Origin of the sequence: Stenotrophomonas sp. Ps181, from assembly GCF_025697425.1 — a bacterium.
Taxonomy (GTDB): Bacteria; Pseudomonadota; Gammaproteobacteria; order Xanthomonadales; family Xanthomonadaceae; genus Stenotrophomonas; species Stenotrophomonas sepilia.
Map to the genome: position 1 here is coordinate 246,769 of NZ_JAHWBI010000002.1, position 23,254 is coordinate 270,022.

General features: G+C 66.0%; 22 protein-coding genes and 1 pseudogene. 10 read left to right on the top strand and 13 right to left on the bottom strand.

What is annotated here, in order from left to right; genetic code table 11:
- The first annotated feature begins 53 nt into the window (after positions 1 to 53).
- From KXV01_RS04710 to KXV01_RS04720, 3 genes are all read left to right on the top strand, one after another.
- Positions 54 to 419: a hypothetical protein gene (locus tag KXV01_RS04710; protein ID WP_049417059.1), complete on the top strand. Its 366-nt coding sequence runs from the start codon at positions 54 to 56 to the stop codon at positions 417 to 419.
- 337 nt (positions 420 to 756) lie between these two features.
- On the top strand, positions 757 to 1,059 hold the full coding sequence (locus KXV01_RS04715) for a hypothetical protein (RefSeq protein WP_049417046.1): 303 nt from the start codon (positions 757 to 759) through the stop codon (positions 1,057 to 1,059).
- A gap of 270 nt (positions 1,060 to 1,329) precedes the next feature.
- Entirely contained in the window at positions 1,330 to 1,776 is a 447-nt protein-coding gene (locus KXV01_RS04720) for a DUF4279 domain-containing protein (protein ID WP_263467542.1), read from the top strand.
- Here KXV01_RS04720 and arr read toward each other — a convergent pair.
- Both arr and KXV01_RS04730 read right to left on the bottom strand, forming a co-directional pair.
- Positions 1,769 to 2,203: an NAD(+)--rifampin ADP-ribosyltransferase gene (gene arr, locus KXV01_RS04725; protein WP_065178851.1), complete on the bottom strand. Its 435-nt coding sequence runs from the start codon at positions 2,201 to 2,203 to the stop codon at positions 1,769 to 1,771. The genes KXV01_RS04720 and arr overlap by 8 nt on opposite strands.
- A 126-nt stretch (positions 2,204 to 2,329) precedes the next feature.
- Positions 2,330 to 2,581, bottom strand: coding sequence for an accessory factor UbiK family protein (locus KXV01_RS04730; RefSeq protein ID WP_005411375.1), 252 nt, complete (start codon positions 2,579 to 2,581; stop codon positions 2,330 to 2,332).
- A gap of 155 nt (positions 2,582 to 2,736) precedes the next feature.
- On the opposite strand from KXV01_RS04730, the gene KXV01_RS04735 reads away from it, so the two are divergent.
- The gene (locus tag KXV01_RS04735) at positions 2,737 to 3,075 is read left to right on the top strand and encodes a P-II family nitrogen regulator (protein WP_005411374.1); all 339 of its coding nucleotides are present in this window, start codon (positions 2,737 to 2,739) and stop codon (positions 3,073 to 3,075) included.
- Between the two features lie 216 nt (positions 3,076 to 3,291).
- On the opposite strand, the gene KXV01_RS04740 is transcribed toward KXV01_RS04735, so the two are convergent.
- Positions 3,292 to 4,101 carry a trypsin-like serine protease gene (locus KXV01_RS04740; protein WP_049417049.1) on the bottom strand — a complete coding sequence of 270 codons (810 nt, stop codon included), beginning with the start codon at positions 4,099 to 4,101 and terminating at the stop codon, positions 3,292 to 3,294.
- 433 nt (positions 4,102 to 4,534) lie between these two features.
- Positions 4,535 to 5,194: an RIO1 family regulatory kinase/ATPase gene (locus KXV01_RS04745; RefSeq protein ID WP_049417050.1), complete on the bottom strand. Its 660-nt coding sequence runs from the start codon at positions 5,192 to 5,194 to the stop codon at positions 4,535 to 4,537.
- A 435-nt stretch (positions 5,195 to 5,629) separates the two neighbouring features.
- Here KXV01_RS04745 and KXV01_RS04750 point away from each other — a divergent pair, with 435 nt between their 5' ends.
- Positions 5,630 to 6,535, top strand: a complete 906-nt coding sequence (locus tag KXV01_RS04750) for an aspartyl/asparaginyl beta-hydroxylase domain-containing protein (protein ID WP_053504875.1) — start codon at positions 5,630 to 5,632, stop codon at positions 6,533 to 6,535.
- A 123-nt stretch (positions 6,536 to 6,658) separates the two neighbouring features.
- On the opposite strand, the gene speE is transcribed toward KXV01_RS04750, so the two are convergent.
- Positions 6,659 to 7,513 carry a polyamine aminopropyltransferase gene (gene speE, locus KXV01_RS04755; protein WP_010482074.1) on the bottom strand — a complete coding sequence of 285 codons (855 nt, stop codon included), beginning with the start codon at positions 7,511 to 7,513 and terminating at the stop codon, positions 6,659 to 6,661.
- A 191-nt stretch (positions 7,514 to 7,704) separates the two neighbouring features.
- On the opposite strand from speE, the gene speA reads away from it, so the two are divergent.
- Positions 7,705 to 9,594, top strand: a complete 1,890-nt coding sequence (speA, locus tag KXV01_RS04760; RefSeq protein WP_049417051.1) for an arginine decarboxylase — start codon at positions 7,705 to 7,707, stop codon at positions 9,592 to 9,594.
- A 37-nt stretch (positions 9,595 to 9,631) separates the two neighbouring features.
- Positions 9,632 to 9,952: a DUF6122 family protein gene (locus KXV01_RS04765; protein WP_049417052.1), complete on the top strand. Its 321-nt coding sequence runs from the start codon at positions 9,632 to 9,634 to the stop codon at positions 9,950 to 9,952.
- Between the two features lie 546 nt (positions 9,953 to 10,498).
- Here the strand turns inward: KXV01_RS04765 and KXV01_RS04770 are convergent.
- From KXV01_RS04770 to KXV01_RS04780, 3 genes are read right to left on the bottom strand one after another with little or no spacing between them, the layout of a single operon-like run.
- Complete coding sequence (locus KXV01_RS04770; protein ID WP_099495326.1) at positions 10,499 to 11,818, bottom strand: HAMP domain-containing sensor histidine kinase; 1,320 nt, start codon at positions 11,816 to 11,818, stop codon at positions 10,499 to 10,501.
- Positions 11,815 to 12,474: a response regulator transcription factor gene (locus KXV01_RS04775; protein ID WP_263467543.1), complete on the bottom strand. Its 660-nt coding sequence runs from the start codon at positions 12,472 to 12,474 to the stop codon at positions 11,815 to 11,817. The genes KXV01_RS04770 and KXV01_RS04775 overlap by 4 nt, the downstream gene beginning before the upstream one ends.
- Entirely contained in the window at positions 12,474 to 12,764 is a 291-nt protein-coding gene (locus tag KXV01_RS04780; protein ID WP_014038778.1) for a PepSY domain-containing protein, read from the bottom strand. Before KXV01_RS04780 ends, KXV01_RS04775 begins: the two co-directional genes overlap by 1 nt.
- A 150-nt stretch (positions 12,765 to 12,914) precedes the next feature.
- Here KXV01_RS04780 and KXV01_RS04785 point away from each other — a divergent pair, with 150 nt between their 5' ends.
- Positions 12,915 to 13,349, top strand: coding sequence for a PepSY domain-containing protein (locus KXV01_RS04785; protein ID WP_099495324.1), 435 nt, complete (start codon positions 12,915 to 12,917; stop codon positions 13,347 to 13,349).
- An 83-nt stretch (positions 13,350 to 13,432) separates the two neighbouring features.
- Here the strand turns inward: KXV01_RS04785 and KXV01_RS04790 are convergent, their stop codons facing one another.
- The 3 genes from KXV01_RS04790 to KXV01_RS04800 all read right to left on the bottom strand — a co-directional run bounded on the left by KXV01_RS04790 (position 13,433) and on the right by KXV01_RS04800 (position 15,757).
- Positions 13,433 to 13,915 carry a hypothetical protein gene (locus KXV01_RS04790; RefSeq protein WP_049415125.1) on the bottom strand — a complete coding sequence of 161 codons (483 nt, stop codon included), beginning with the start codon at positions 13,913 to 13,915 and terminating at the stop codon, positions 13,433 to 13,435.
- Positions 13,916 to 14,041: 126 nt separating this feature from the next.
- The gene (locus KXV01_RS04795) at positions 14,042 to 15,250 is read right to left on the bottom strand and encodes an FAD-dependent oxidoreductase (protein ID WP_049440489.1); all 1,209 of its coding nucleotides are present in this window, start codon (positions 15,248 to 15,250) and stop codon (positions 14,042 to 14,044) included.
- 12 nt (positions 15,251 to 15,262) lie between these two features.
- Positions 15,263 to 15,757, bottom strand: coding sequence for a lipocalin family protein (locus tag KXV01_RS04800; RefSeq protein ID WP_005419954.1), 495 nt, complete (start codon positions 15,755 to 15,757; stop codon positions 15,263 to 15,265).
- 182 nt (positions 15,758 to 15,939) lie between these two features.
- Between KXV01_RS04800 and KXV01_RS04805 the strand changes: the two genes are divergently transcribed.
- Both KXV01_RS04805 and KXV01_RS04810 read left to right on the top strand, forming a co-directional pair.
- Positions 15,940 to 16,188 carry a hypothetical protein gene (locus tag KXV01_RS04805; RefSeq protein WP_005419952.1) on the top strand — a complete coding sequence of 83 codons (249 nt, stop codon included), beginning with the start codon at positions 15,940 to 15,942 and terminating at the stop codon, positions 16,186 to 16,188.
- Positions 16,189 to 16,269: 81 nt separating this feature from the next.
- Complete coding sequence (locus KXV01_RS04810) at positions 16,270 to 18,699, top strand: DUF3772 domain-containing protein (RefSeq protein WP_099485926.1); 2,430 nt, start codon at positions 16,270 to 16,272, stop codon at positions 18,697 to 18,699.
- A 534-nt stretch (positions 18,700 to 19,233) separates the two neighbouring features.
- On the opposite strand, the gene KXV01_RS04815 is transcribed toward KXV01_RS04810, so the two are convergent.
- A complete protein-coding gene (locus KXV01_RS04815; RefSeq protein WP_111097102.1) occupies positions 19,234 to 21,339 on the bottom strand; it encodes a phosphoglycerol transferase I in 2,106 nt (701 codons plus the stop codon).
- A gap of 244 nt (positions 21,340 to 21,583) precedes the next feature.
- Positions 21,584 to 23,239: pseudogene (locus tag KXV01_RS04820) on the bottom strand (AarF/UbiB family protein); the annotation flags it as partial.
- Between the last annotated feature and the right edge of the window lie 15 nt (positions 23,240 to 23,254).

Below are 23,254 nucleotides of genomic sequence, written 5' to 3' on the forward strand. Positions count from 1 at the left end.
GGAAGGGTATGTTGCACTTGGGCGATGATAGAGCGTGCGGAGTTGAGAGCAAGATGAGAATTTTTCGCCGCCAGCTGATCTACGTCCAAGTGCGCCAGGACCATTTTATTGCGCGCTTGGTCGGTGGAGACAGGACCATCCGTCGCCAGTGTCATGCCCTTGGCAATCGCGCGGGTCCTATCAAGGACTTTTCGAACATCCGGCCCCTGCTCAAGGCGATCTTCTCGGAACTCATGCCCGGGTTCTCTTTCGTCAAGCCGTGGGGGATTCTGCACTTTGATCCGGTTGAGTACCCGGTTACGAAGGAGGAACTGGCGGGGTTCCAGAAGGCTGCCATGCAAAGCGGCGCGAGCTTCTGCTTTCTCTCCACGTGGGAGCAGCGGCATGAAGACAAGGATCTGTTGGAGATGTTCAAGTAGGGTTCGGCCCGAAACTTCGTTCTAGGCCACGCAGATTCTTGGGCCGGTTCGAAGCACTGCGAGAGTCCGCTCTTGACCGAAAGCGGACACTGGGCCAGCTTCCGACCTAAGCGGTGCCGATCTCCACATTCGACAATCAGGCGGCCTCCGCCGGAGGGCTCGTTCCTACCGTTTGGAGGGGGGGCGGCAGTGAAGCATGTGCTTGTTAGCCGGACCCAGCCGCTCTAAGATCGATCAGTATCAAGGAGAAAGCCCGCATACGGTGATTTGTGGATACGTCGCAGGGCAGGACTCACGGGTCCGTCTACTAGGTAGTTAGACTGCTAAGGATTGCTCAGTGAACTCTTTGGTCTTTGCTTTTAAAATTGAGTTTTTCGTGGCAGCGCTATGTGCATCTGTAATTTTTTACATGCAGGTTCGTGGCTATCGCAAGCACAGGAAGCAGTTCTTCGTCACGTTGGCAATCTCAACTTTATTTGCGGTAGCCGCCACCCTTATGAGGGCGCTCCCATACTTTCTTCAGATGCCTGAAAGCCAATCGGTCATGGTGTACTGGCTATCTGTCCCGCTAGCTATTCTTGCCACTGCACTTGCCACATGGGGCAGCGTCCAATTCTTTCAGGCATTCGATGATAAATAGCAGGCTGGCATCGCCGTCTAACAGATTGTTCAAACCGACGCAGCTTCGCGGCGCGACTTAATTCTCATGCGCAGTGGGGTCAGCTTTTGCTTTCTCTCCACGTGGGAGCAGCGGCATGACGACAAGGACTTGTTGGACATGTTCAAGTAGGGACCGGCCCGCTCTTCGTTTGAGCCCAAGCCGATTCCCGCGGTTCGGCCTATTCTGAAGCTGCTGTCGTCCGGTTCCGGCCGTAATCTGACATCAACGATGCCTACGCACTGGATTCCAATGGCCGCATTCGATCATTCCCTGGTAACCCTCCGATTCTTCGGGGACGACCTCCTGCCCGAAGAAGTCAGTGCCTTGCTCGGGGCGACCCCGACCGCTTCGCATCACAAGGGCCAGGAACTCAGAGGCAACCCATCAGGCACCGTGCGTATCGCCAGGACTGGCAGCTGGCAACTTGATGCGGAGCGTCGTGAGCCTGAAGATCTGGAAGCGCAGATCTTCGAGATCCTCGATCAGCTCACCGGCGATCTCGCCGTATGGCAGGCTCTGGCACGCTTCCGACCTGATCTGTTCTGTGGCCTTTTCATGGGCAGCAGCAATGATGGTGTCTCGCTATCGCCTCGCGCGCTGCTCGCCTTGGGTGAGCGCGGCATTGAGCTCGGGCTGGACATCTATGAAGCCGATGAAGAAGTGCGCAACGCCCAGCGCCAGCAGGCCATCAATTGATGATCTCCCCACTCCCCGAAGCAACAAACGCCTTCAACTGCCGAACGAACTCCGCGTCGTAGAGCTCCCACTCCACAATCTCCCCAACCACCCGCAACGGCTGCGCACTCCGATACGACCGCGTCGGGTTCCCGGGAAACTTCTTGTTGGTCACATTCGGATCGTCTTCAAACGGCCCGGTCGGCTCCACCACATACACGCGCGGCCGCCCCTCACCGCGGGCCATCTCCGCAGCCAGCCCGGCGCCCTTGGCAATGGTGGTGAAGTAGATGTGGTTCATCACCACACTGTCGCGATAGTTGGAGCGGAAGCCTGCACTCAGCAGTTCGCCCACCGCGAGGTCAGCGCGGGTGCCGTGATAGAACGGCCCGGCGACCTGGTCGCAGGTGTCATGCGAAACGGGTGTCCATTCAGTGTCCTGCGCCATCGCTGCTGCCCCTGCTTGTCCTGCCGGATCGACAGGCCGGCGAGTCTAGGGCGCCCGCAGGGCCTTGCTGCAAGGCCCCATCCGGGAAATAATCTGTAAACGGGAGGCGCGGTGCGCCTCCTTTTTTCATTCTGCGGCGCCGCGCCCTTCCAGCTCGCGCACGGCCGTTTCCAGCGCATCCAGCTTTTCGCGGGTCTTCAGCAGCACGGCGCGCTGCACTTCGAACTCCTCGCGGGTGACCAGGTCGAGCTTGGCAAGGCCGGCCTGCAGCGCGCTCTTGAAGGTGGCCTGCAGTTCCTCGCGCGATTCGCGCAGGCCCGGCGGCACCAGGTCGCTGAGGCGACGGGCGAGGTCATCGATTTGGTTCAGGTCGATCATGGGGTGCTCCGTGGGGGTGGGCCCGTGCATCCGGCGCGGGCAGGCCATTCGGGCACAAGGATACTGCTGGCACCCACTGCCCGGACAGGCGGCAGCGGCTTCGCACGGGCCGCGTTCAGGCGCTATCCTCCACGCCGGAAGACAGGAGATAGACGATGAAGATGGTCATGGCGGTGATCAAGCCGTTCAAGCTCGACGACGTGCGCGAAGCGCTGGCCGAGCGTGGGGTCACCGGGATCACGGTGACGGAAGTGAAGGGCTTTGGTCGCCAGAAGGGCCACACCGAGCTGTACCGTGGCGCGGAGTATGTGGTCGATTTCCTGCCGAAGGTGAAGCTGGAAGTGGCGGTGACCGATGACCAGGTGGAGGCCGTGGTTGAGGCCATCGTGAAGGCCGCCGGCACCGGCAAGATTGGCGACGGCAAGGTGTTCGTGTACGACCTGGGCAGCGTGGTGCGTATTCGTACCGGCGAGTTGGACGCGGACGCGTTGTAAGTGCATCGCCGGATGCGCGAACGCGACTGGTCCCGGGAACGCTACGGGGTAGAGTCGACTGTTAGTCGACTATCGCGCGCAGCGCGGGCATTTCGGTCACGGACGGGAAGAGCAGTCGACTAACAGTCGACTCTACCCCGTCAGGCATTCAATGCCACCAGGCTATACGGCTCTGTCGCTTGGCCGGCGGGTTGCTTGAGTCGAGCAGACTCGACTCTACGGCGCGGTGCGTATCATGGTGTCGATCCAGTCGGCATAGCGCGAGATGCGCACGTTGTGCACCACCTGCCCGTAGTAGCCGGCTTCAAGCGCATGCTCCGGCACTGCGGTGATCCACGAGCCCAGGCCGATCAGCTCCCAGCCATGAGCGCCGTGGATCATCAATGGGCCGCCGCTGTCACCGCTGCCGAGCACGCCCTCCAGTGGCAGGCCACCGTCGGGCCCGTCGAATCGATACCAGAGATAACGACTATTGCCACCTGTCACTGCGTTTTCGGCGCGGCGCAGTTCGCCGCGGTGCGGCCCACCCGGCGCCAGCCCGGTCATGCCGGTGCCCGTGGCCCCCTTGCCGACCAGAGTAGCGATCTTTCCCGCTTCGGCCTGCCCGCGATAGAGGCGAACCGGCGCAACGTCGCTGACCGGTGCGGCCAGCTGAATCAGGGCGATGTCATCGGAGGCGGCGAGGAAGGCGTGGATAGGGCCTGGGTTGCCTGACGCCAGCGCCGCCTGGCCAAGCGCTTCGGGCATGCGCCGGTAACCGGGATGCACGAACACGCGCTCGACACGGTACGGGCGACCGTTGATCTGCACCTCGGTGTCCATGCCTTCCATGGGCGCGGCGTGTGCGGCGGTCACCACCCAGCGCGGCGCGATCAGGACGCCGTGGCCCTCCCCGGGCAGGTCGGCCAAGGCCGGGAACGCGGATGCCGGCACGCGGTAGGCGCTGTCATCCACATCGCTGCGGATGACAATGGCGTCGGCGGAGAAGGGCAGGGTAGCCCAGGCGAGAAGGAGCCAGCGGCGCATGGTTCGGTGCAGTCCTGTGCGTGGAAGGCGATGACCCTAGCCGGGATCGGGAGGCGCGAATACCCGTGTGCGACGAAGTGCCCTCCCGGTGTGATCAACCGGGCGGAATGAGGGGTGACGACCGCCACTCCGGCAGACCGAGCGCGCGGCGGGTGCGCGTCACGTCCCATGCCGAAGGCTGGAACTCGACCACCCCGACCCACCAGCCCTGGTCGTCAAGCCAGGTGCGCGAACGGCCTTTCTGCACGCAGCCCAAGGGGCGCAGTATGGATCTTGCGGCTGCAGTCAGCAGGCGGGTGTGTTCAGGTGTCGGCATCCCCAGCATCCTTGCGAGTGGCGTGCCGACGAGTATCGCAGAGCACATCGGGCGTGTGGCCCGGGGCAAATGCAGGGGCAAACCGCAGTCGCGCAAGCAATGCAGGGCGAACAGCGCTTACCGCCGCTTGGCCCACTTGTAGAACCGCTTCCAGCCCTGGCGCACGGCGGCGACCCAGCCCGGGTCGGCCACCAGCGCGGCCTGCGCGGCACTCGGGGCCTGGCCGGTCACGCGCTGGCGCATCTTCAGCAGGTTCTTCATGTCGCTGCGGCGCATCTGCCGGCTCAGTGGATTGCGGCGCAGCCAGCGCGGGGCGCGCCAGGCGGAGGTGAAGTCCAGCAGCACCGGCACGCCGCCGCTGACCACCACGTTGGTGCCATGCAGGTCGTTGTGGGTGATGCCGGCGGCGTGCAAACGGCTGAGCGCGTGCTGCAGCTGCTCGAACACTTCATTGCCCACGGCCTGCGCGGTGCTCAGGGTCTGGCCCGGGATGAACTCCATGCCCAGCGCCAGGCCGCCCAGGGTGCCGAGCAGTGCGGGGGCATGCTTCCAGCCGCCGAGGCGCTGCAGCATGCGTGCTTCACGGCGCACCATCAGCCGCGCGATCAGCGAAACGGGGGTGCCGCGGTAGCGGGAATAGTCCTTGATGACCGCCTCGCGCCCGTCCAGGCAGGTGCGGTAGACATCCGGGGCCAGGAAACGCTCGCCGCGCTTGAGCAGCAGCGGGGAGGCGGCGTCATCGCCGCAGGAGGAGGATGGCAGGGCAGGAAGATGCATGTCGGGGTCTCGGACGACCCGGTGGGTGGCGCAAAGCGTCAAGCGAACCGGTGTTACAGGGAGTTACTAAGTTTTCGTTAATTTTAGTACTCGCCAGTTCGCTATTCCACGATTTGTCGGAGAAATGTCGGGGTCGTGACTGGAACAGTTCGTCGCGCAGAATCGGACAATTCTGTCTCACTTATTCCGGTTGGCCTTTAGCATCAACAGCTTGCGCGCCCAGCCCTGCGCCTCCTTCGCAACCGGATGAACACGGCGCACGGGCAACTTGACCCCGGCGCACGGCCTGCCGACCATAAGCTGTTAATCCGCGACATCGGCGGCCGCCCCCTCCGGCACGTCCCCGTCCCCTGCCGCGTTCCCCACCGGTGCTGGCCGCCTGGCCGTGCATCGCCCCGTTTCCCGTTCCGGCCGCGGCTGGAGGAAAGTGCTTTGATCATCAAAATCGTCATTGCAGCGCTGTTCGTGGCCTGCGTGCTGTACATCCACTTCCGTGGCAAGGTCCGCGCGCGCTGGTCGCGCCAGCTGCTGGACCACTCCAGTTTCATGGCCCCGATCAACGTGGTCATGTACATGTTCTCGAAGGTGCCGACCACGCCGTTCCTGGACCCGGCCAAGGAGTTCCCGCAGCTGGAGCCGCTGCGCCAGAACTGGCAGATGATCCGCGACGAGGCGCTGGCGCTGCGCGATGCACAGAAGATCGCGGCCTCCAGCACGTTCAATGACGCCGGCTTCAATTCGTTCTTCCGCCGTGGCTGGAAGCGCTTCTACCTGAAGTGGTACGGCCCGTCGCACCCGTCGGCGAAGACGCTGTGCCCGAAGACCACGGCGCTGATCGAGTCGATCCCGGATGTGCGTGCGGCGATGTTCGCGCAGCTGCCACCGGGCAGTGAGCTCCGCCCGCACCGCGACCCGTTCGCCGGCTCGCTGCGCCTGCACCTGGGCCTGAGTACGCCCAACGACGATGCCTGCTACATCGAAGTGGACGGCATCAAGAAGAGCTGGCGCGACGGCGAGTGGATGATGTTCGACGAGACCTACATCCACCATGCGCACAACGAGACGCAGCAGGACCGCGTGATCCTGTTCTGCGATATCGCCCGCCCGCTGCGCTTCGGCCTGCCGGGGCTGTTCAACCGCGCGGTGGCGGCCACGCTGCTGGCCGGTGGCGCCTCGCCGAATCTGCCGGGTGACCCGACCGGCGGCGTCAACAAGGCCTTTGGCAGCGTCTACAAGGTGCGCCTGAAGGCCAAGGCGCTGCGCGAGCGCAGCGTGGTCGCCTACCAGCTGATCAAGTGGGGCCTGGTGGTGGCGGTGATTGCGGGTATCTGGGCGCTGTGACTGTAGAGCCGAGCCTATGCTCGGCTTGATTTATCGCAACCTGTCCGAACAGCAGCCGAGCATGGCTCGGCTCTACAGAAAGCAAAAAACCCGCGCTGTCGCCAGCGCGGGTTTTTGTTTGGATCAACCCTTCAATGCCGCCTGCACGAACGGCGGGGTCACCAGCACGCCGGTGTGCAGCGCGGCGGTGTAGTACAGCGTGTTGAAGGTCTTGGCGGCCGAGTCGGCCTGGCGGAAGTCGAAGCTGCTGTCGCCCTTGCGCGCCATGGTCACGCTCCACCAGCCGGTGGGGTAGCACGGCTGCGGGAACGGCAGGGTCTTGAACGAGCCGAAGCCAGCCTTGCCCATCTCGGTGCGCATTTCGTTGATCAGCTCCAGCTGCATCAGCGGCGACTCGGACTGCTGCACCAGGATGCCGTCGTCCTTCAGGGCCTTGAAGCAGCTCTCGTAGAAGGCCTTGTTGAACAGGCCTTCGCCGGGGCCGACCGGGTCGGTCGAGTCCACGATCACCACGTCCACGCTGCCCGCCGGGCAGTTGGCCATGTAGGCCACGCCGTCATCGAACAGCAGCTCGGCGCGGGCGTCGTCGTTGGAATCGCACAGTTCCGGGAAGTGCTTGCGCGCCATCACGGTGACCTGCTCGTCGATATCGCACTGGGTCACGCTCTCCACGCCGGTGTGCTTGAGCACTTCGCGCAGGGTGCCGCAGTCGCCGCCACCGATGATCACCACGCGCTTGGGCGCGGCGTGGGTGAACAGCACCGGGTGGCTGATCATCTCGTGGTAGAAGAAGTTGTCCTTGCTGGTCAGCATGATGGCCCCGTCGATGGTCATCAGGTTGCCCCAGTCGGTGGTCTGGAAGATCTCGATCTTCTGGAACGGCGACTGCACCTCGTCCAGCTTGCCGGTGATGCGGTAGCCGATGGCCGAGCCGGTGCGCTCGAAGTGTTCGATGTACCAGTTGTTGCTGTCAGTCATTGGAAAACAGTCCTGTTCGGAGGGGTGGAGCCGGGCTGGCGGGCGGGGCCGCGTGGCACAGATGCCACATCCGGACGGATCGGCCCGTTCAGGTTGGAACCTGTCACGGGCGCGGGCGCGCATGATAACGAACCTGTGGGCACATAGGCGTTATCATGCCCCCCCTTTTATTGCCAACAAGGCCGACTGAAATGACCGATTGGTCCCTCGACCAAGCCCGCAAGACCTACTCGATCCCGCATTGGGCGGACGGTTACTTCGACGTGGATCAGGCCGGGCACATGGTGGTGAGACCGACCGGGGCGGACGGCCCGGTGGTATCGCTGCCCAAGGTGGTGGACGCGGCGCGCGCGGCCGGTGCCAAGCTGCCGCTGCTGGTGCGCTTCCCGGACATCCTCGGCCAGCGCCTGGGCAAGCTGCAGGCGGCCTTCGCCCAGGCCCAGCAGGACTGGGAGTACAGCGGCGGCTATACCGCCGTGTACCCGATCAAGGTCAACCAGACCCGCGGCGTGGCCGGCACCCTGGCCAGCCACCACGGCGAGGGCTTCGGCCTGGAAGCGGGCAGCAAGCCCGAGCTGATGGCCGTGCTGGCGCTGTCGCGCCCGGGCGGGCTCATCGTCTGCAACGGCTACAAGGACCGCGAGTACATCCGCCTGGCCCTGATCGGCCGCAAGCTGGGCCTGCAGACCTTCATCGTCATCGAGAAGCCGTCCGAGCTGAAGCTGGTGCTGGAAGAGTCCAAGGCGCTGGACGTGAAGCCGGGCCTGGGCGTGCGCATGCGCCTGGCCTCGCTGGGCGCCGGCAAGTGGCAGAACAGCGGTGGCGACAAGGCCAAGTTCGGCCTGTCACCGCGCCAGCTGCTGGACCTGTGGAAGTCGCTGCGTGACACCGAGTACGCCGACTGCCTGAACCTGCTGCACTTCCACATGGGCTCGCAGATCTCCAACGTGCGCGACATCGCCAACGGCATGCGCGAAGCCACCCGCTACTTCGTGGAGCTGTCGCGCCTGGGCGCGAAGATCACCCACGTCGACGTGGGTGGTGGCCTGGGCGTGGATTACGAAGGCACCCGTTCGCGCAGCTTCTGCTCGATCAACTACGGCCTGCATTCCTACGCCAGCAACATCGTGCAGCCGCTGGCCAATGCCTGCGAAGAGTTCGGCCTGACCCCGCCGCGCATCGTCACCGAGTGCGGCCGCGCGATGACCGCGCACCACGCGGTGCTGATCGCCAATGTGTCGGAAGTGGAAGAAGCGCAGGAAGGCCGCGTGCCGGACCAGCACGACGACGAGCCGGCAGCAATCCGCCACCTGCGCGAGATCCACGACGAGCTGGACGTGCGCCCGGCGGTGGAGCTGTTCCAGGAAGCGCAGCATTTCCATGCCGAAGGCCTGGCCAGCTACGCGCTGGGCCAGATCGACCTGCCGCAGCGTGCGCGCATCGACGACCTGTTCTACGCCATCGCCCACGGCGTGCGTGCGCGCCTGAGCTACGACGAGAAGAGCCATCGCCCGGTGCTGGACGAACTGAACGAGCGCCTGGTCGACAAGTACTTCGTCAACTTCAGCGTGTTCGAATCGATCCCGGACGTGTGGGCGATCGACCAGGTGTTCCCGATCGTGCCGATCGAGCGCCTGGATGAAACCCCGGACCGCCGCGGCATCATCGCCGACATGACCTGCGACTCGGACGGCATGGTGGAAACCTATGTCGAGAACGAGAGCCTGGACAGCTCGCTGCCGCTGCACAAGATGAAGCCGGGCGAGAGCTACCGCATCGGCTTCTTCATGGTCGGCGCCTACCAGGAAATCCTGGGCGACATCCACAATCTGTTCGGCGATACCGACGCGGTGGAAGTGCTGGCCGATGCCGATGGCTATGCCATCACCCAGCAGCGCCGCGGCGATACCACCGACGTGATGCTGGACTACGTGGGTTACCGCCTGGACGAACTGCGTGCGACCTATGCGCAGCGCGTGGCCGCAGCGCAGCTGTCGCCGGAACGCGCGCAGGAGCTGTCGGAGGCGCTGGAAGCCGGCCTGACCGGTTACACCTACCTGTCCGACGAACCGCTGGTGTGATGGACGGCACCGGGCCCGCCCGGTGCCACCGTTGCCGATGAGCGCGCGCGCGATCTTCCACCTGTTCCTGCATGCCGCCGTGCCAGCCTTGCTGGCATGGCTGTTCTGGCGCAAGCGCTTCGCCTCGGCGTGGTTGTTGATGCTGCTGGGTTGGATCATCGACCTGGACCACCTGCTGGCCGATCCGATCTATGCACCGAACCGCTGCAGCATCGGGTTCCACCCGCTGCACACCGCACCGGCCATCGCGGTCTATGCCGGGCTGTGCGTGCCGAAGAAAACGCGGTTGGTAGGCATCGGTCTGATCATCCATATCGTGCTGGACGCGATTGATTGCTGGTGGATGCATCACCGCTGATGCTTGATGCACGGCGAAAGGTCGGATTGGCGCTTGGTAGAGCCGGCCGCTGGCCGGCTTGCGCAAGACGTTCCCGGTGACCACGTGGTTGCCGGCCAGCGGCCGGCACTACCCATCGTGAGGTTGGCCAATGTCGACGCCTACCGGGTGCACGGTGACCGGTCGGATTGACGCTCGGTAGAGCCGGCCGCTGGCCGGCTTCCGAAGGGCGTTCCCGGTGACCACGTGGTTGCCGGCCAGCGGCCGGCACTACCCACCGTTGGGTTGGCCAATGTTGACATCTGCCGGGTACACGGCGACCGGCCGGATTGCCGCTCGGTAGAGCCGGCCGCTGGCCGGCTTCCGCAGGGCGTTCCCGGCGACCACGTGGTTGCCGGCCAGCGGCCGGCACTACCCATCGTTGGGTTGGCCAATGTTGACACCTACCGGGTGCACGGCGACCGGTCGGATTGACGCTCGGTAGAGCCGGCCGCTGGCCGGCTTGCGCAGGGCGTTCCCGGTGACCACGTGGTTGCCGGCCAGCGGCCGGCACTACCCACCGTCGCTTCACCCCACCGGCAACCACAACGTTGCGCGCAGGCCGGGCTGCGCATTTTCCAGCGCCAGGCGCCCGCCATAGCTGGCGGCGATATCGCCCACGATCGCCAGTCCCAATCCACTGCTGCCTTCGCGCTCATCCAGCCGCACGCCACGCTGGGTGACCCGTTCCAGCGCGTCTGCGGCCAGGCCGGGGCCATCGTCGCGCACTTCGATGCGTAGCTGCCCTTCGCTGGTTTCCGCTTCGACAGTGACCTGCTGTTGCGCCCAGCGCCCGGCGTTGTCCAGCAGGTTGCCCAGCATCTCCTCCAGATCCGCACTGGCGCCGGCGAACTGCAGCGCCGGATCGATGCCTGCCGCCGTGAACGCGATGCCACGTTCGTCGTGCACGCGTGCCATCAGCCGGCACATCGCCTGTGCGACGGTCGCCACGTCGGTGCGCTGGCGATGGTCGGCAGCCAGTCCTGCAGCCAGGTAACGCTCGACACTGGCCTGCATGCGCGCGCTCTGCTCGCGCACGGTGGCCCGCCAGTCCGCGCCATCGCCGTCGGCTTCGGTGGCCAGTACGCTCAGCGGGGTTTTCAGCGCGTGCGCCAGATCCTGCGCGCTGGTGCGCGCACGCGCGACCATACGCTGCTGGTGGTCCAGCAGCGCGTTGAGTTCTTCACCCAGCGGTGCGACCTCCGCGCCCAGTCCCTGCGTATCGATGCGCTGCGCATCGCCGCGCCGTACCTGTTCCAGCTGCACACCGAGGCGATGCAGTGGGCGCAGGCCGAAGTGCACCTGGCTGGCCAGCACCGCCAGCCAGGCGGCGACCAGCACGCCCAGCGCGATGGCGGTGCGCTTGCGGAACGCGGCGACATCCGCATCCAGCGCACTGCGATCAGTGGCAACCACGGCCACGAACGGTTCGCTGGCGCGTGGCAGGCGCACCTGCTGCACGCGTGCGCGCAGGGATTGCTGCAGCGGCCCGGGCAGGTTGCGGGTAGCCGGCCCGGCAACCGGCGCCGGCAGGGTTTCATCCCACAGCGAGCGCGACTGCAGCAGCGCGCGGCCATCGGCACCGGCGATCTGCCAGTAGGCACCGGAGAACACGCGCTGGAAGCGTGCGTCATTGGGTTCCTGGCGCAGGCGCAGCTGTCCGTCCGCATCCACTTCGGCCTGCGCCAGCAGGGTCAGCATGTCCTGCTGCAGTTCATGGTCGAGGCGGTCGCGCGCGCTGCGCTTGAACAGCTCGCCCAGCAGCGCGCTGGCCAGCAGCGAGACCAGCAGCAGGCCGACGCCGCCGGCCAGCAGCAGGCGCCGTCGCAGCGATGGTTGCCGGCTCACGGCGCGGCCAGCCGCCAGCCCTGGCCGCGCACGGTCTGGATCAGGTCGATGCCGAGCTTGCGGCGCACGCGTCCGAGCAGTACGTCCAGTGCGTTGGAGTCTGGGTCGTGGCCACCGTCGAACACCTGCTCGCCCAGCCGGTCGCGGCCGATCACCTGTCCGCTGTGATGGATGAAGTAGCTGAGCAGGCGGAACTCCTGCGGGCTGAGGGCCAGCGCCTGCCCATCCAGCTCGAAGCGGCCGGCGTTGACGTCCAGCTGCAGCGGGCCGCAGTGCAGGCGCGGGCTGGCGTGGCCATGGCTGCGGCGGATCAGTGCGCGCAGCCGCAGCACCAGTTCGTCGGCCTGGAAAGGTTTTGTCAGGTAGTCGTCGGCGCCGGCGTCGAAGCCGGCCAGCTTGTCGTGCCAGCGCCCGCGTGCGGTCAGCACCAGCACCGGAAAGCTGCGGCCATTGCTGCGCCAGCGCTCGATCACGCTCAGGCCATCCAGCCCGGGCAGGCCGAGGTCGACGATGGCGGCCTGCAGATCTTCGATCTGGCCAATTTCTTCGGCCTCGCGGCCGTCAGCGACCACCGCCACCACATAACCGGCCTGTTCCAGCATGGGCACCAGGCGCTGTGCCAGCGCGGCATCGTCTTCGGCCAACAGGATGCGCATCAGTCGTCGAGCTCCGTCTTCAGCAGCTTTCCGCTGCGCGCATCATAGTCCAGCTCCACTACTACGCCGTCGCCGCGCAGGATCTCCACTTCGTAGACGCCGTCGTCCAGCTCCACTTCCAGCAGCTGGCCGGGGTAGCGCTTGAGTGCATCGCGCACCACGCTTTCCAGCGGCACGTAGCGGCCCTGCTGCACGGCGCGACGCGCGACCTGCTGCGCCGGGTCCTGGACGGGCGCGGCGGCGATCGGGGCGTTGGCCAGGGCCAGCAGCAGGGGCAGGGTGGCGAGCATGCGGGTGCAGAAAGAAAGAGGGGTTCAGGCGCGAGTGTGGCGGGGATGACTAACAGCCGGCTAACAGCCACGGCTAAGGCGCTGTTAACCGAGGCATGCATCGTGGCGTTGCCGGGATGGTCCGGCCACGAACACGAACAGGAGAACCCCATGTTGAAGTCGCTCACTCTCGCCACTGTTGCCCTGCTGGCCATCGCACCGGCTGTACAGGCCGCGCCGCTGGGCATGGCCCAGGTCGAACAGACCCTGCGCAAGGCCGGTTACACCCAGATCCACGAGATCGAACGCGATGACGGCCTGTGGGAGGCCGACGTGAGCCGCGCCGATGGCCGCTTCAGCGAGGTCTACGTGGACCCGAAGACCGGTGAGATTTTCGATGAGCACAGCAACCGCGCGCTGCTGACCACCGAACAGGTGCTGGCACGGGCGCAGTCGCATGGCCTGCGCGAGATCCATTCGCTGGAACGCGATGGTGCGACCTGGTCGCTGGAAGCCCGCAATGCCCGCAACCAGAAGGTGGAGGTGCGCCTGAGCGGCTACGACGGCCGCATCCTGCACAGCGAGCGCGATGGCTGGCTGGATTGACGTTGGCCCATGTAGAGCCGAGCCCATGCTCGGCTTTGCGGCCAACCGTAGCCGAGCATGGGCTCGGCTCTACAGGAGCTGGCTTACCAGCCGTACGGCGGCGGGTAGTCCCAATAGCCCGGGCCACGGCCGTAGTAGCCGCCATACGGGCCGAAGAAGCCCGGGCCCTTGCCCTCGCTCACATGGATGTTGAGGTTGACCCCGTGGGTCTTGCCCTCATCGGTCGTGTAGTTCTTGCTCAGGTTCAGCGTGGCCGCGTTGTAGTGGCTGTTGCCGCCGTTCTTCGAATAGCCGATGCCGGTGGTGAAGCTGCCGGACACCTTGACCTTGTCGTCGGTGACGTCGGCGATCCTGGCGTCGTCGTGCACGCGCGGGCCGCTCTTGTCACCGTAATAGGTGCCGGGCGGGTCCTGCTGCAGGGCCGGGTCGTTGAGGTAGCGCATCGGCGCCTGCGGCAGCGTCAGGTCCAGGCCGGCAGCCTGCGGCGCGGTGGCGCCGGCGGCGGACTGGGCCAGAACGGTTCCCGGCAGGGCCAGGCACAGCAGCAGGGTCAGGGGGCGGATCATGACGGCGCTCCAGCGGACAGGTGGCCGCGCAACACGCGGCGGTACAGGCCGACGCTAGCAGGGGTTGCTTGAATGATGCCTGTCGGCGCCCGCTTGCGGTAGAGCCAGGCCATGCCTGGCTGCACGCTACAACCGTTCGAACCCGAACAGCGATTCCAGCGCATGCTTGCGCCGCTCGATCCGGGCCCGCAGCAGCTGGGCGCCGATCATCGAATAAGTGATGCCGTTGCCGCCGTAGGCCATGGCGAAATGGACCCGCGGCCCCCACTGCGCGTGCGGGCCGAAGAAGGGCAGGCCGTCGGCGGTTTCGGCGAAGGTGCCGGCCCAGGAAAAGGCGGGCACCGGGTCCAGCCGCGGGAACCAGTGCAGGAGCTGATCCATCAGCTTTTCGGCCTTGCGCTGCACGCGCCGGTCGCGCCGCGCCGGGATATCGATGGCGTCGTCCAGCCCCCCCACCAGCAGGCGGCGGTCGCCGGTGGCGCGCAGGTACAGGTACGGGCGTGCGCTCTCCCACACCATCGTGCGCTGCAGCCGGCCCAGCGTGTCTGCATCGATCGGGTCGGTGATGAAGGCGTAGCTGCTGCGGTTGCGCGAAACCCGCTGTTCCAGCCAACGCTGGTTGGCGTAGCCCATGGCCAGGACCACGTGGCGGGCACGGACCGTGGCGCCGGCCTCGGTCATCGCAGTTACGCCCTGCGCGCCAGGCTTCAGCGTGTGCAGCACGGTGCGGTCGTGCACGTGGCCGCCGCGGCGGCGCACGCGTTTGAGCAGGCCGTAGGTGAGGCAGTAGGGATCGACCCGGGCGGCCTGGCGGGTCAGCAGGGCGCCGCCGGCATCCACGTCGAAGCGTTCGCGCAGGGCTTCGCGGTCCAGCCAACGCGCGTCCAGTCCAATATCACGGCGTGCAGCTCCTTCGGCCATCAGGCGCGGCACGTCGCGCCGCCGGCTGGCCAAGTACAGGCTGTCCATCTGCCGGAAATCCACCTCCTTCAGACCGCGTGCCACTTCAGCCAGTGCCGGGATCGCGTCGGCACAGGCAAGGTAGGCCTGGGCGGCGGCATCCCTGCCATAGCGCTCGGCCAGTTCCAGCAGATGGGTATCGATCTCGTACTGCAGCAGCGCGGTGCTGGCCGCCGTGCTGCCCCAGCCGATGTCGCGCTGCTCGATCACCGCCACCTCGTGGCCGTGGGCGGACAGTTCGTCGGCGATCAGCGCACCGGTGATGCCGCCACCGACCACCAGCACGTCGCAGCGCAGATCCTGCTCCAGCGGGGGAAAGGCCTGCAGCAGCCCGTTGCGCACTGCCCACCAGGGGTAGCCACTTTTCAGGTCCATGCGTGGTCGTGCTCAGGCGGTGGGGTGGCCGGTATGCGGGGTCTGGATCAGTTCGGACAGATCGAAGCCCTGCAGGCGGGCCGCGGCCAGATAATGGTCCTGCACGGTCGCGTCCAGGCGTGGCTCGCGCGCCAGCAGCCACAGGTACTTGCGATCCGGGCTGCCGACCAGCGAGACGCTGTAGTCTGGGGCGACCTGGATCACCCAGTAGTCGCCCTTCGCGAACGGCAGCCAGCGCAGGCCCTTGGGCAGGAAACTGACCTCCAGGCGCGCGCTGTCGTTGTCGACGGCGCAGGCCTCGCCGGTAGCCTCTTCGATCTCGCCGTCCATGCGGCAGCGGTTGGTGACGCCGACGTTGCCGTTGTCGAGCAGGGTGTAGTGCGCCGACACATCGGTGCAGCCTTCCGGCTCGTGGCGCATCGGTAGGCGCGCGATCTCGTACCAGGTGCCCAGGTAGCGCGGCAGCTTGAGGTCGGCGACGGTCTTCAGCGGCGGGTGCTCGGTCATCGGTCATCGTGGCAAGGGCGGGCCTCCACGATGCCGATGGGCTCGCCATGGGCGGGTGAAGCCGGGGCGATGGCCGTGTCCAGAACGATCCGTCGCTGCTGCGACGTGCCTGTTGTCACCGGCATGGCGGTATCCTGCCGCCAGCGCCGTGTTTTCCTGATCCAACCGAGGTGGAGGTGCCGATGTACCAGGTGATCCTGTTGAAGAGTGAATCCGCGTTCGCACGCGAACAGTGGCCTCAGGTCGATGATCTGGTTGACTACGAGGGCGTCAGCTACAGCCTGCGAGCCGGCCCGCGCCAGCCACTGCCGACCGACCACGAGTGGCACCCGGTGGCGGTGTATGCGCCCGATGAGATCACCGAGGAAGAGTTCCAGGACTGGTACGCGCTGCAGCAGCCGACCGTGGAAGAACTGCGGCTGAAGTACTGATACTGCTGCACCTCCCCCATCCGCCGTTTACCGCCTGTGCCGTATAGTCGCGCGCAGGCGCGGTGGTCCGCGCGAACCGGTATGTCTGGCGTGTCTTCTTTCCTGCGATCGATCCGTGCACGGGGGCCCTGGTGGGTCCTGCTGCTGTGCACTGCCTTGCTGCTGTCCGCGCCGGTGCTGGCACAGGAGCAGGACCCCACGCCCAAGCAGCAGCTGGCGGACATCGATTCGCGGCTGAAGGATGTCGAGCGCAAGCGTGGCGATGCGGAAGCCACTGAGACGCTGGCGATGCTGTCCGAGAATGCCTCGCAGGCACGGCGTGACGCCGAGGCGCTGGAAAAGGCACTGCAGCCGCAGCTGGATCGCATCAACGAGCAACTGGCGCAGCTGGGAACGCCTGCCGAGGGCACCACGGAGCCGCCGGAGCTGGCAGCGCAGCGACGGGCCATAACCAAGCAGCGCGACGGCGTGGCCGCGTCGGTGGCCCAGGCCAAGGCCAGTGCCGTGCGTGCACAGCAGCTGGCGACCGACATCGAACAGCAGCGCACCGCACAACGTACGGAAGAACTGGGCCAGAAGGTCGCCTCGCCGCTGTCGCCTGCGTTGTGGAGCAAGGTGGCCGAGCGCCTGCCGATCGATATCGCGCGCGTTGCGCCGTTGGCCGGGCAGGGGCGCGACGCGCTGGTCGCGGGCATCCGCACCCATGGCTGGGGCACGCCGTTGCTGGGCCTGCTGGCCGCGCTGGTGATGATGTTCCCGCTGCGGTTGTGGCTGCGTAGGCTTGGGCGGCAGTTCGCCGCGTCCGAGCGCGCGCCGGAGGGTCGGCTGCGCCGGTCTGGCCTGGCGATGTGGCTGTTGCTGGTGGGCACGCTGCTGCCTGGTTATGCCGTGGTGGTACTGATGGCGGCGCTGGATGCGATCGATGCCATCGCGCCGCGCCTGCAGGTCGTGGCCGACGGCCTGGAGACCGCCACCTTCCGTGCGGCCTTCATTGCCGCGCTCAGCGCATGCCTGCTGGTGCCCAAGCGCCCGTCATGGCGGCTGTTGAACCTGGACGACACCGCCGCGCTGAAGCTGCGCAAGTACGCCTGGGGCGCGGCGGCGCTGGCCTGGCTGAGCACGGTGCTGGTGGCCCTCGACCAGGCTACGCGCACCAGCGATGTCACCACGGTGGCGTTGGACGGCCTGATTGCCCTGACTTACCTCGGCCTGATCATGGCCATGCTGGTGACCCTGGCGCGCCTGCATCGCCGGCAGACCGCCGAGGCCGAGGCCAAGCTGGAGGCACAGGCCGATGGCGTGGGCGCGGCCACGCCGGTGCGTCGCAGCAGCTGGCTGGTACTGGCCCGGGTAGCGGGCAACATCGCGGTGGTGGCGGCCATCATTGCCACATTGCTGGGCTACCTGAACTTCGCCAAGTTCGTGAACCAGCAGCTGATCGGCGGCAGCATCGTAGTGCTGGCCGCGACCCTGCTGTTCAAGTTCGTCGATGACCTGAGCACCTGGATGCTCAACGCCGACAGCAAGGTCGGCCAGACCATCCTGCTCAGCACCGGCCTGAGCGTATCGCGGCTGGAACAGGCGGGCGTGCTGCTGTCGGCCGCGCTGCGCACCATCGTCGTACTGATCGCGCTGCTGGCGCTGGTGGCACCGTTCGGCAACATCGGCGCGGTGGTGGAGCGCTTCTCCTCGCTGTTCACCTCTGGATTCGACATTGGCGGAACCAAGCTGGAGCCGGTGCGCATCGTGCTGGCGGTGCTGGTGCTGCTGGCTGGCCTGGCCGTCACCCAGCTGGTACAGCGCTGGCTGACCGACACCTACCTGCCCAAGACCGAGCTGGACCTGGGCGCACGTAATTCGGTGAGCACCGTTGCCCGTTATGTGGGCATCATCATCGCGGTGATCTGGGCGCTGTCGGCGATGGGCCTGCAGCTGAGCAAGCTGGCGTTGCTGGTCAGCGCGCTGTCAGTGGGTATCGGTTTCGGCCTGCAGGTGATCACCCAGAATTTCGTCTCAGGCCTGATCCTGCTGGCCGAGCGCCCGGTGAAGATCGGTGACTGGGTGAAGCTGGGCGACCAGGAAGGCGACATCCGCCGCATCAGCCTGCGTTCGACCGAAATCCAGGTGGGCGACAAGTCGACGTTGATCGTGCCCAACTCCGAGCTGGTCACCAAGACCGTGCGCAACATGACGATGGGCAACAACCAGGGCCGCATCCAGATCCAGTTCGCGGTGCCGCCCAGCACGGATGTCGGCAATCTGCGGCAGGCGCTGCTGGATGCGTACACCGCGCACACCAATGTGCTGAAGCAGCCGGCACCGACGGTCTATATCGACAGCATTGGCGGTGGCCAGATCACCATCAACAGCTTCGCTTACGTGGCCAGCCCGCGGCAGGTCTACGCCACCCGCAGCGACCTGTACTTCAGCCTGCTGCAGATCCTGGCCGAGCGGAACATCCCGCTGTCGACCCCGACGGATATCCACATCACCCGCGATCCGCAGGAGTAGGGGTTTATTTGCAGGGCTGCGCCCTGCACCCGCGGTAGTGCCGGCCGCTGGCCGGCAACTTCAACAGCAACAGCAAAAGCTGGCTTCCTGAGGGATGGCGGGGTGGGTCCGGTTGCGGGAGACGCCGTAAACCCGTCCATGGGGGCTTGGCCGCGGCATCCATGCCGCGGACACTCCCGCAACCGGACCCACCCCGCCTTCGACAGTTTTCCGCGATCTGTTGGAAATACTATTGGGGTCAGATCCGTTTTCCTCCGGAAAACGGATCTGACCCCAGATTGATTTCGATATCTGACAGAAGTGTCGACCAAGGTCGACACCTACCGACAGCCGCAGGAATCTGTCAGAGGTGGGGCGGTGTCGGAGTGCGGGGTGTCAGCCGCATGGATGCGGCTGCCAAGCCTCCAGGGACGGATTTACGGCGTCCCCGCACTCCGACACCGCCCCGCCATCCCACGGAATGCACGCTGTTGCCGTTGCCGTTGCCGTTGCCCCGGTTTGTAGCGGGTGCAGGGCGCAGCCCTGCAGAGAACCCTATCCTCGTGGTCGGCTGCGCGAGGGCACCAGTGCGAACGTATCCACCGCCAGCTTCTCGGCGTGGTTCAACCACGCGCGGATCTCCAGATCGTCCACTTCGTGATCCAGCCCGAACGACACGTTGATCTTGCCGTTGGCATCGGGCTGCACCCACTGCTGGGCCAGTACCACCTTGCGCTGCGAGGACACCGCCTCGATCCAGAAACCGCGGTCCGGGCGCGTGCTCGCCACCAGCTGCAGCATGTACTGGCCGGCACGGGTGCGGCGGCCCTTCTGGGTGATCATGTGTGCCTGGCGCACGCTCGGGCGCGGGCCCTGGAGCGCATCCAGCGGTGCATCCACCGCGATGCCACCGCGCAGATCGTTGTCGCGGTACAGCTTGATGCCATTGTCGCGGTTGACGAGCAGGGCGCACCAGTCGCCGTCGGCCGATCCATCCTCGAACGCGGTGCAGCGGTCGACGTAGGCGAGAGTGTTGTCCGGGTTGGCATCATCGAACTGGCGCGAGGTGTTTTCCAGATACACGGACTTCAGGCCCCAGTCCTTGTCGTACTCCAGCAGCACCGGCGGTTGCACGTGCTGCAGGCCGACCACCACCTGGTCGTCGCCGTCGATCTTCAGCTCGCGGGTCGGTTCACCCAGCCACAGTGAGCGGGCGAAGGCCAGGTACTGCGGATAGTCGCGGCCATCGTCGCGGCGCGCGGCCACGCTGGCGCTGGGCGCGCGCTGCGGGTCGATCAGCGAACGGCCAAAGCCCATCGTCTTCAGCTTCGGATCCAGCAGGCTGAGCAGGGTCGCACCGGAATCCAGCGTTGTACCAGCGTCGGCACTGAGCTGCTGCGGGGCAATGCCGTCGCCGAGGAACAGCAGCAGGTTCTCGCGCTTCTGCTTGGCCAGCACGTGGCTGAGGTCGTTGGGCATCGCCAGGTGGTCGGAGGCGATCACGATCAGCGTGTCCTTCCCATACGGGCTGGCCTGGATACGCTCGACCAGCTGTGAGATCAGGCGGTCGGTGCACTTGAGTGCATTGAGCAGGCCGATGTCGCCGTACCCGCTCCGGTAGCGCTCGCCCTTGCACGACACGGGTAGGTGGCCCGCCGGGTGGTGGGTGTCCATGGTCAACGTGGTCAGCATGAACGGCGAGCCGGCGCGCGAAAGCTGCTCGAAGCGCTGGTAGGCGGTGTCCAGCAGCACGTCGTCGTGCACGCCCCAGGCCGAGTAGTGGATGCGGCCGATCTTCTTCTGCTGCTTGAACCATGCCAGGTCATGCACTTCGTCGAAGCCATGGCTGGCCAGGAACTGTCCCTTGCCGGCGAACTGGCCGTTGGCGCCGCCCAGGTAATGGTTGGTGTAGCCCTGCTGCTTCAGGTAGTCGCCCAGGCATACCGCCTTGGGCAGGAAACTGCCCATGCGGTTCATGCTGTTCTCGTCGCCCTGCGAGGTGGTCAGCGGCACGCCGCACATCGACGACACCAGGCCGGCGATGGTCCAGCCGCTGCCTTCGGCCGAGGCCAGGCCACGCACGTCCAGCGACTCGGACGCCAGGCGGTTGAGGTTGGGCATCAGGCCGGGAAACACGGCCTCATCCAGATAGGTGCGTTCCAGGCTTTCGCCGTAGATCCATACGATGTTGCGCGGGCGCTGCAGCGGCTGCGTCGGCACCTGGTACTCGGGGGCGATGCGGGCGAAATCGACCGGGCGCAGCTGCTGGTAGAGGCGTTGGCCGTCACGGGCAAGCGGGCTGATCAGGATCGTGGCCACCCACACGGTCGCGAAGCCGGCGAACAACGCGCCACCGTGGCCGGGCCGGCGCCAGCGCTTCACCCGCGTAGCGAACAGCGGCAGCAGCGAGACCAGCGCCAGCACGATGAAGCCGGCGATGTAGCCCTTGAAGTCGGAAACACCAGCGCCTTCCATGTCGGCGCCGAGGTGGTAAAGCGTGGCGGCGTTGAGCCCATCACCGGACAGCTTGTCGATCAGCCACCACGTGCTGAGCATCAGCAGCAGCAGCGAGAATGCGCCGGCCTTCCACCACACCCACTTGTCGGACGCGAGGAACAGCCAGCACAGCAGCAACAGCGACAACAGCAGTATCCAGAGCATAGGCAGCTTCGGCAGTGACGGGGTGGTGGTGATGGACGTCGTACCGACGCGTGTCCATCCGACCGGCGCTGCTGCAAGCACATCCACATGACAGGCCGATGACCCGATAGTGCATGCACGAACCTGACTGAAATGTTTGTTGGAATGACGCGCGCGCAATCACGCCACGAAGGTAAAACGAGCGTGAAAGGCTTCGTTGGATTGCATTAAAAATCGCATGAATACGCGGCTTTTCGCCGATGCATCAGCGGTGCCCGCGTTCCTCGCGTGCCCGCGCGCGACGATCGAACAGCAATGCACTGGTGACGATGCCCAGTCCCAGCACTACGCCGATCAACAGCAGTAACAGTGCGATGAGGGGATAGCCGAACAGGTGCCAGCCGGTGTCGATCTTCATCATCATTGCCGCAGCCATGATCAATGCGGCGCTGATGATGCCGGCCGCCACGCGGTTGGCGATCTTCTGCAGGTTCTCCATCAACCGCGATTCTTCCAGCCCGGTCACCTTCATCTGCAGGCGGTTCTCGGCCAGCAGCGCCATGATGTCCGACAGCTTGCGCGGCCCATCGCGCAGCAGCTGCTGCAGCTCCATCGCCTCGCTGGCGATGTTGGCCGCCGACAGGGATTTCTTCAGGCGCGCGCGCATCACGTGCTGCAGCTGGCGCTCGACGATGCGGCGCGTGTCCAGCTCCGGTGCCAGCAGCCGGCACACTGTTTCCAGATTGAGCAGGGCCTTGCCCAGCAGGCTCAGTTCCGGCGGCGTGCGCAGGCCGCAGGCGGTTGCGATGCGCACCATGTCCAGCACCACGCGGCCTTCGGAGAAGCTGCCACTGGCGGCGTAGCGCGCGATCAGCTGGCCGGTCTCGCGCAGGTAGCGCTCTTCGTCGAAGGCCTCCAGCCGCGTGCTGATGCTGATCAGATCGTCGGCCACTTCTTCGCCGCGGCCATCGACGGCGGCGAACAGGATCTTCAGCAGCCGCTCGCGCAGGCGCGGCGGCATGTGCGCGACCATGCCCAGGTCGAAGATCGCCAGCCGGCCATCGGGCATCACCCGCAGGTTGCCCGGGTGCGGGTCGGCATGGATCTCGCCATGCACGAAGATCTGGTCCAGATAGCCGCGGATCAGCGCCGCTGCCAGCGGATCCATGTCCTGCTCGGTGCGGCGCACGCCAGAGATCGCATCCACGCGCACGCCGGTGGCGAGCTCCATGGTCAGCACGCGCTGGCTGCTGTAGTCCCAGATCGGCTGCGGTACCCACAGGCGGCGGAACGGCCGCAGATGCCGTCCGAAGCGGGCCAGGTTCTCGGCCTCGGTGTGGTAGTCCAGCTCCTGCATCAGGGTCTTTGCGAACTCGTTGAGCCAGTCGCGCAGGCGCACGCGGCGGCCCACCTGGGTCAGGTGATCGGCGGCCAGCGCAAAGCTGCGCAGCGCTTCCAGGTCCGAGCGCAGCTGCGCGGCCACTTCAGGCTTCTGCACTTTCACCGCCACCTGGCGTCCGTCATGCAGCACCGCCCGATGCACCTGCGCGATCGATGCGCAGCCCAGCGGCTCGGGATCGAACGCGGCAAACAGCTTGTTCACCCCCACGCCCAGCTCCTGCTCGATGATGGCGTGGATGCGCTCGACCGGGATCGGCGCCACCTTTTCCTGCATGCGTTCCAGGGCGGTGGCGAACTCCACCGGTACCATGTCCGGTCGTGTGGACAGCATCTGGCCCAGCTTGACGAAGGTTGGCCCCAGGGCCTCCAGGTCACTGACGAATTGCTCCGGATTGCCATCGGCGGGCACGTCGGCCTGGTTGCTGGCGGCGTCCAGGTTCATGCCCGAGAACACCCCCGAATGGCGGTAGCGCATCAGCAGGCGCAGGATCTGGCTGCGCCGGTTCATGCCTTTGACCAGCGGGGGATTGCCATT

Excerpts from the sequence above, each read along its gene's own strand:
- KXV01_RS04810 (WP_099485926.1), top strand. The coding sequence starts at position 16,270 with ATGTCTGGCGTGTCTTCTTTCCTGCGATCGATCCGTGCACGGGGGCCC.
- KXV01_RS04745 (WP_049417050.1), bottom strand. The coding sequence starts at position 5,194 with ATGCATCTTCCTGCCCTGCCATCCTCCTCCTGCGGCGATGACGCCGCC.
- KXV01_RS04815 (WP_111097102.1), bottom strand. The coding sequence starts at position 21,339 with ATGCTCTGGATACTGCTGTTGTCGCTGTTGCTGCTGTGCTGGCTGTTC.
- KXV01_RS04735 (WP_005411374.1), top strand. The coding sequence starts at position 2,737 with ATGAAGATGGTCATGGCGGTGATCAAGCCGTTCAAGCTCGACGACGTG.
- KXV01_RS04720 (WP_263467542.1), top strand. The coding sequence starts at position 1,330 with ATGGCCGCATTCGATCATTCCCTGGTAACCCTCCGATTCTTCGGGGAC.
- KXV01_RS04800 (WP_005419954.1), bottom strand. The coding sequence starts at position 15,757 with ATGACCGAGCACCCGCCGCTGAAGACCGTCGCCGACCTCAAGCTGCCG.
- arr (WP_065178851.1), bottom strand. The coding sequence starts at position 2,203 with ATGGCGCAGGACACTGAATGGACACCCGTTTCGCATGACACCTGCGAC.
- KXV01_RS04805 (WP_005419952.1), top strand. The coding sequence starts at position 15,940 with ATGTACCAGGTGATCCTGTTGAAGAGTGAATCCGCGTTCGCACGCGAA.
- KXV01_RS04775 (WP_263467543.1), bottom strand. The coding sequence starts at position 12,474 with ATGCGCATCCTGTTGGCCGAAGACGATGCCGCGCTGGCACAGCGCCTG.
- KXV01_RS04795 (WP_049440489.1), bottom strand. The coding sequence starts at position 15,250 with ATGGACCTGAAAAGTGGCTACCCCTGGTGGGCAGTGCGCAACGGGCTG.
- KXV01_RS04740 (WP_049417049.1), bottom strand. The coding sequence starts at position 4,101 with ATGCGCCGCTGGCTCCTTCTCGCCTGGGCTACCCTGCCCTTCTCCGCC.
- KXV01_RS04765 (WP_049417052.1), top strand. The coding sequence starts at position 9,632 with ATGAGCGCGCGCGCGATCTTCCACCTGTTCCTGCATGCCGCCGTGCCA.
- KXV01_RS04790 (WP_049415125.1), bottom strand. The coding sequence starts at position 13,915 with ATGATCCGCCCCCTGACCCTGCTGCTGTGCCTGGCCCTGCCGGGAACC.
- KXV01_RS04780 (WP_014038778.1), bottom strand. The coding sequence starts at position 12,764 with ATGCTCGCCACCCTGCCCCTGCTGCTGGCCCTGGCCAACGCCCCGATC.
- speE (WP_010482074.1), bottom strand. The coding sequence starts at position 7,513 with ATGACTGACAGCAACAACTGGTACATCGAACACTTCGAGCGCACCGGC.
- KXV01_RS04785 (WP_099495324.1), top strand. The coding sequence starts at position 12,915 with ATGTTGAAGTCGCTCACTCTCGCCACTGTTGCCCTGCTGGCCATCGCA.
- KXV01_RS04710 (WP_049417059.1), top strand. The coding sequence starts at position 54 with ATGAGAATTTTTCGCCGCCAGCTGATCTACGTCCAAGTGCGCCAGGAC.
- KXV01_RS04730 (WP_005411375.1), bottom strand. The coding sequence starts at position 2,581 with ATGATCGACCTGAACCAAATCGATGACCTCGCCCGTCGCCTCAGCGAC.
- speA (WP_049417051.1), top strand. The coding sequence starts at position 7,705 with ATGACCGATTGGTCCCTCGACCAAGCCCGCAAGACCTACTCGATCCCG.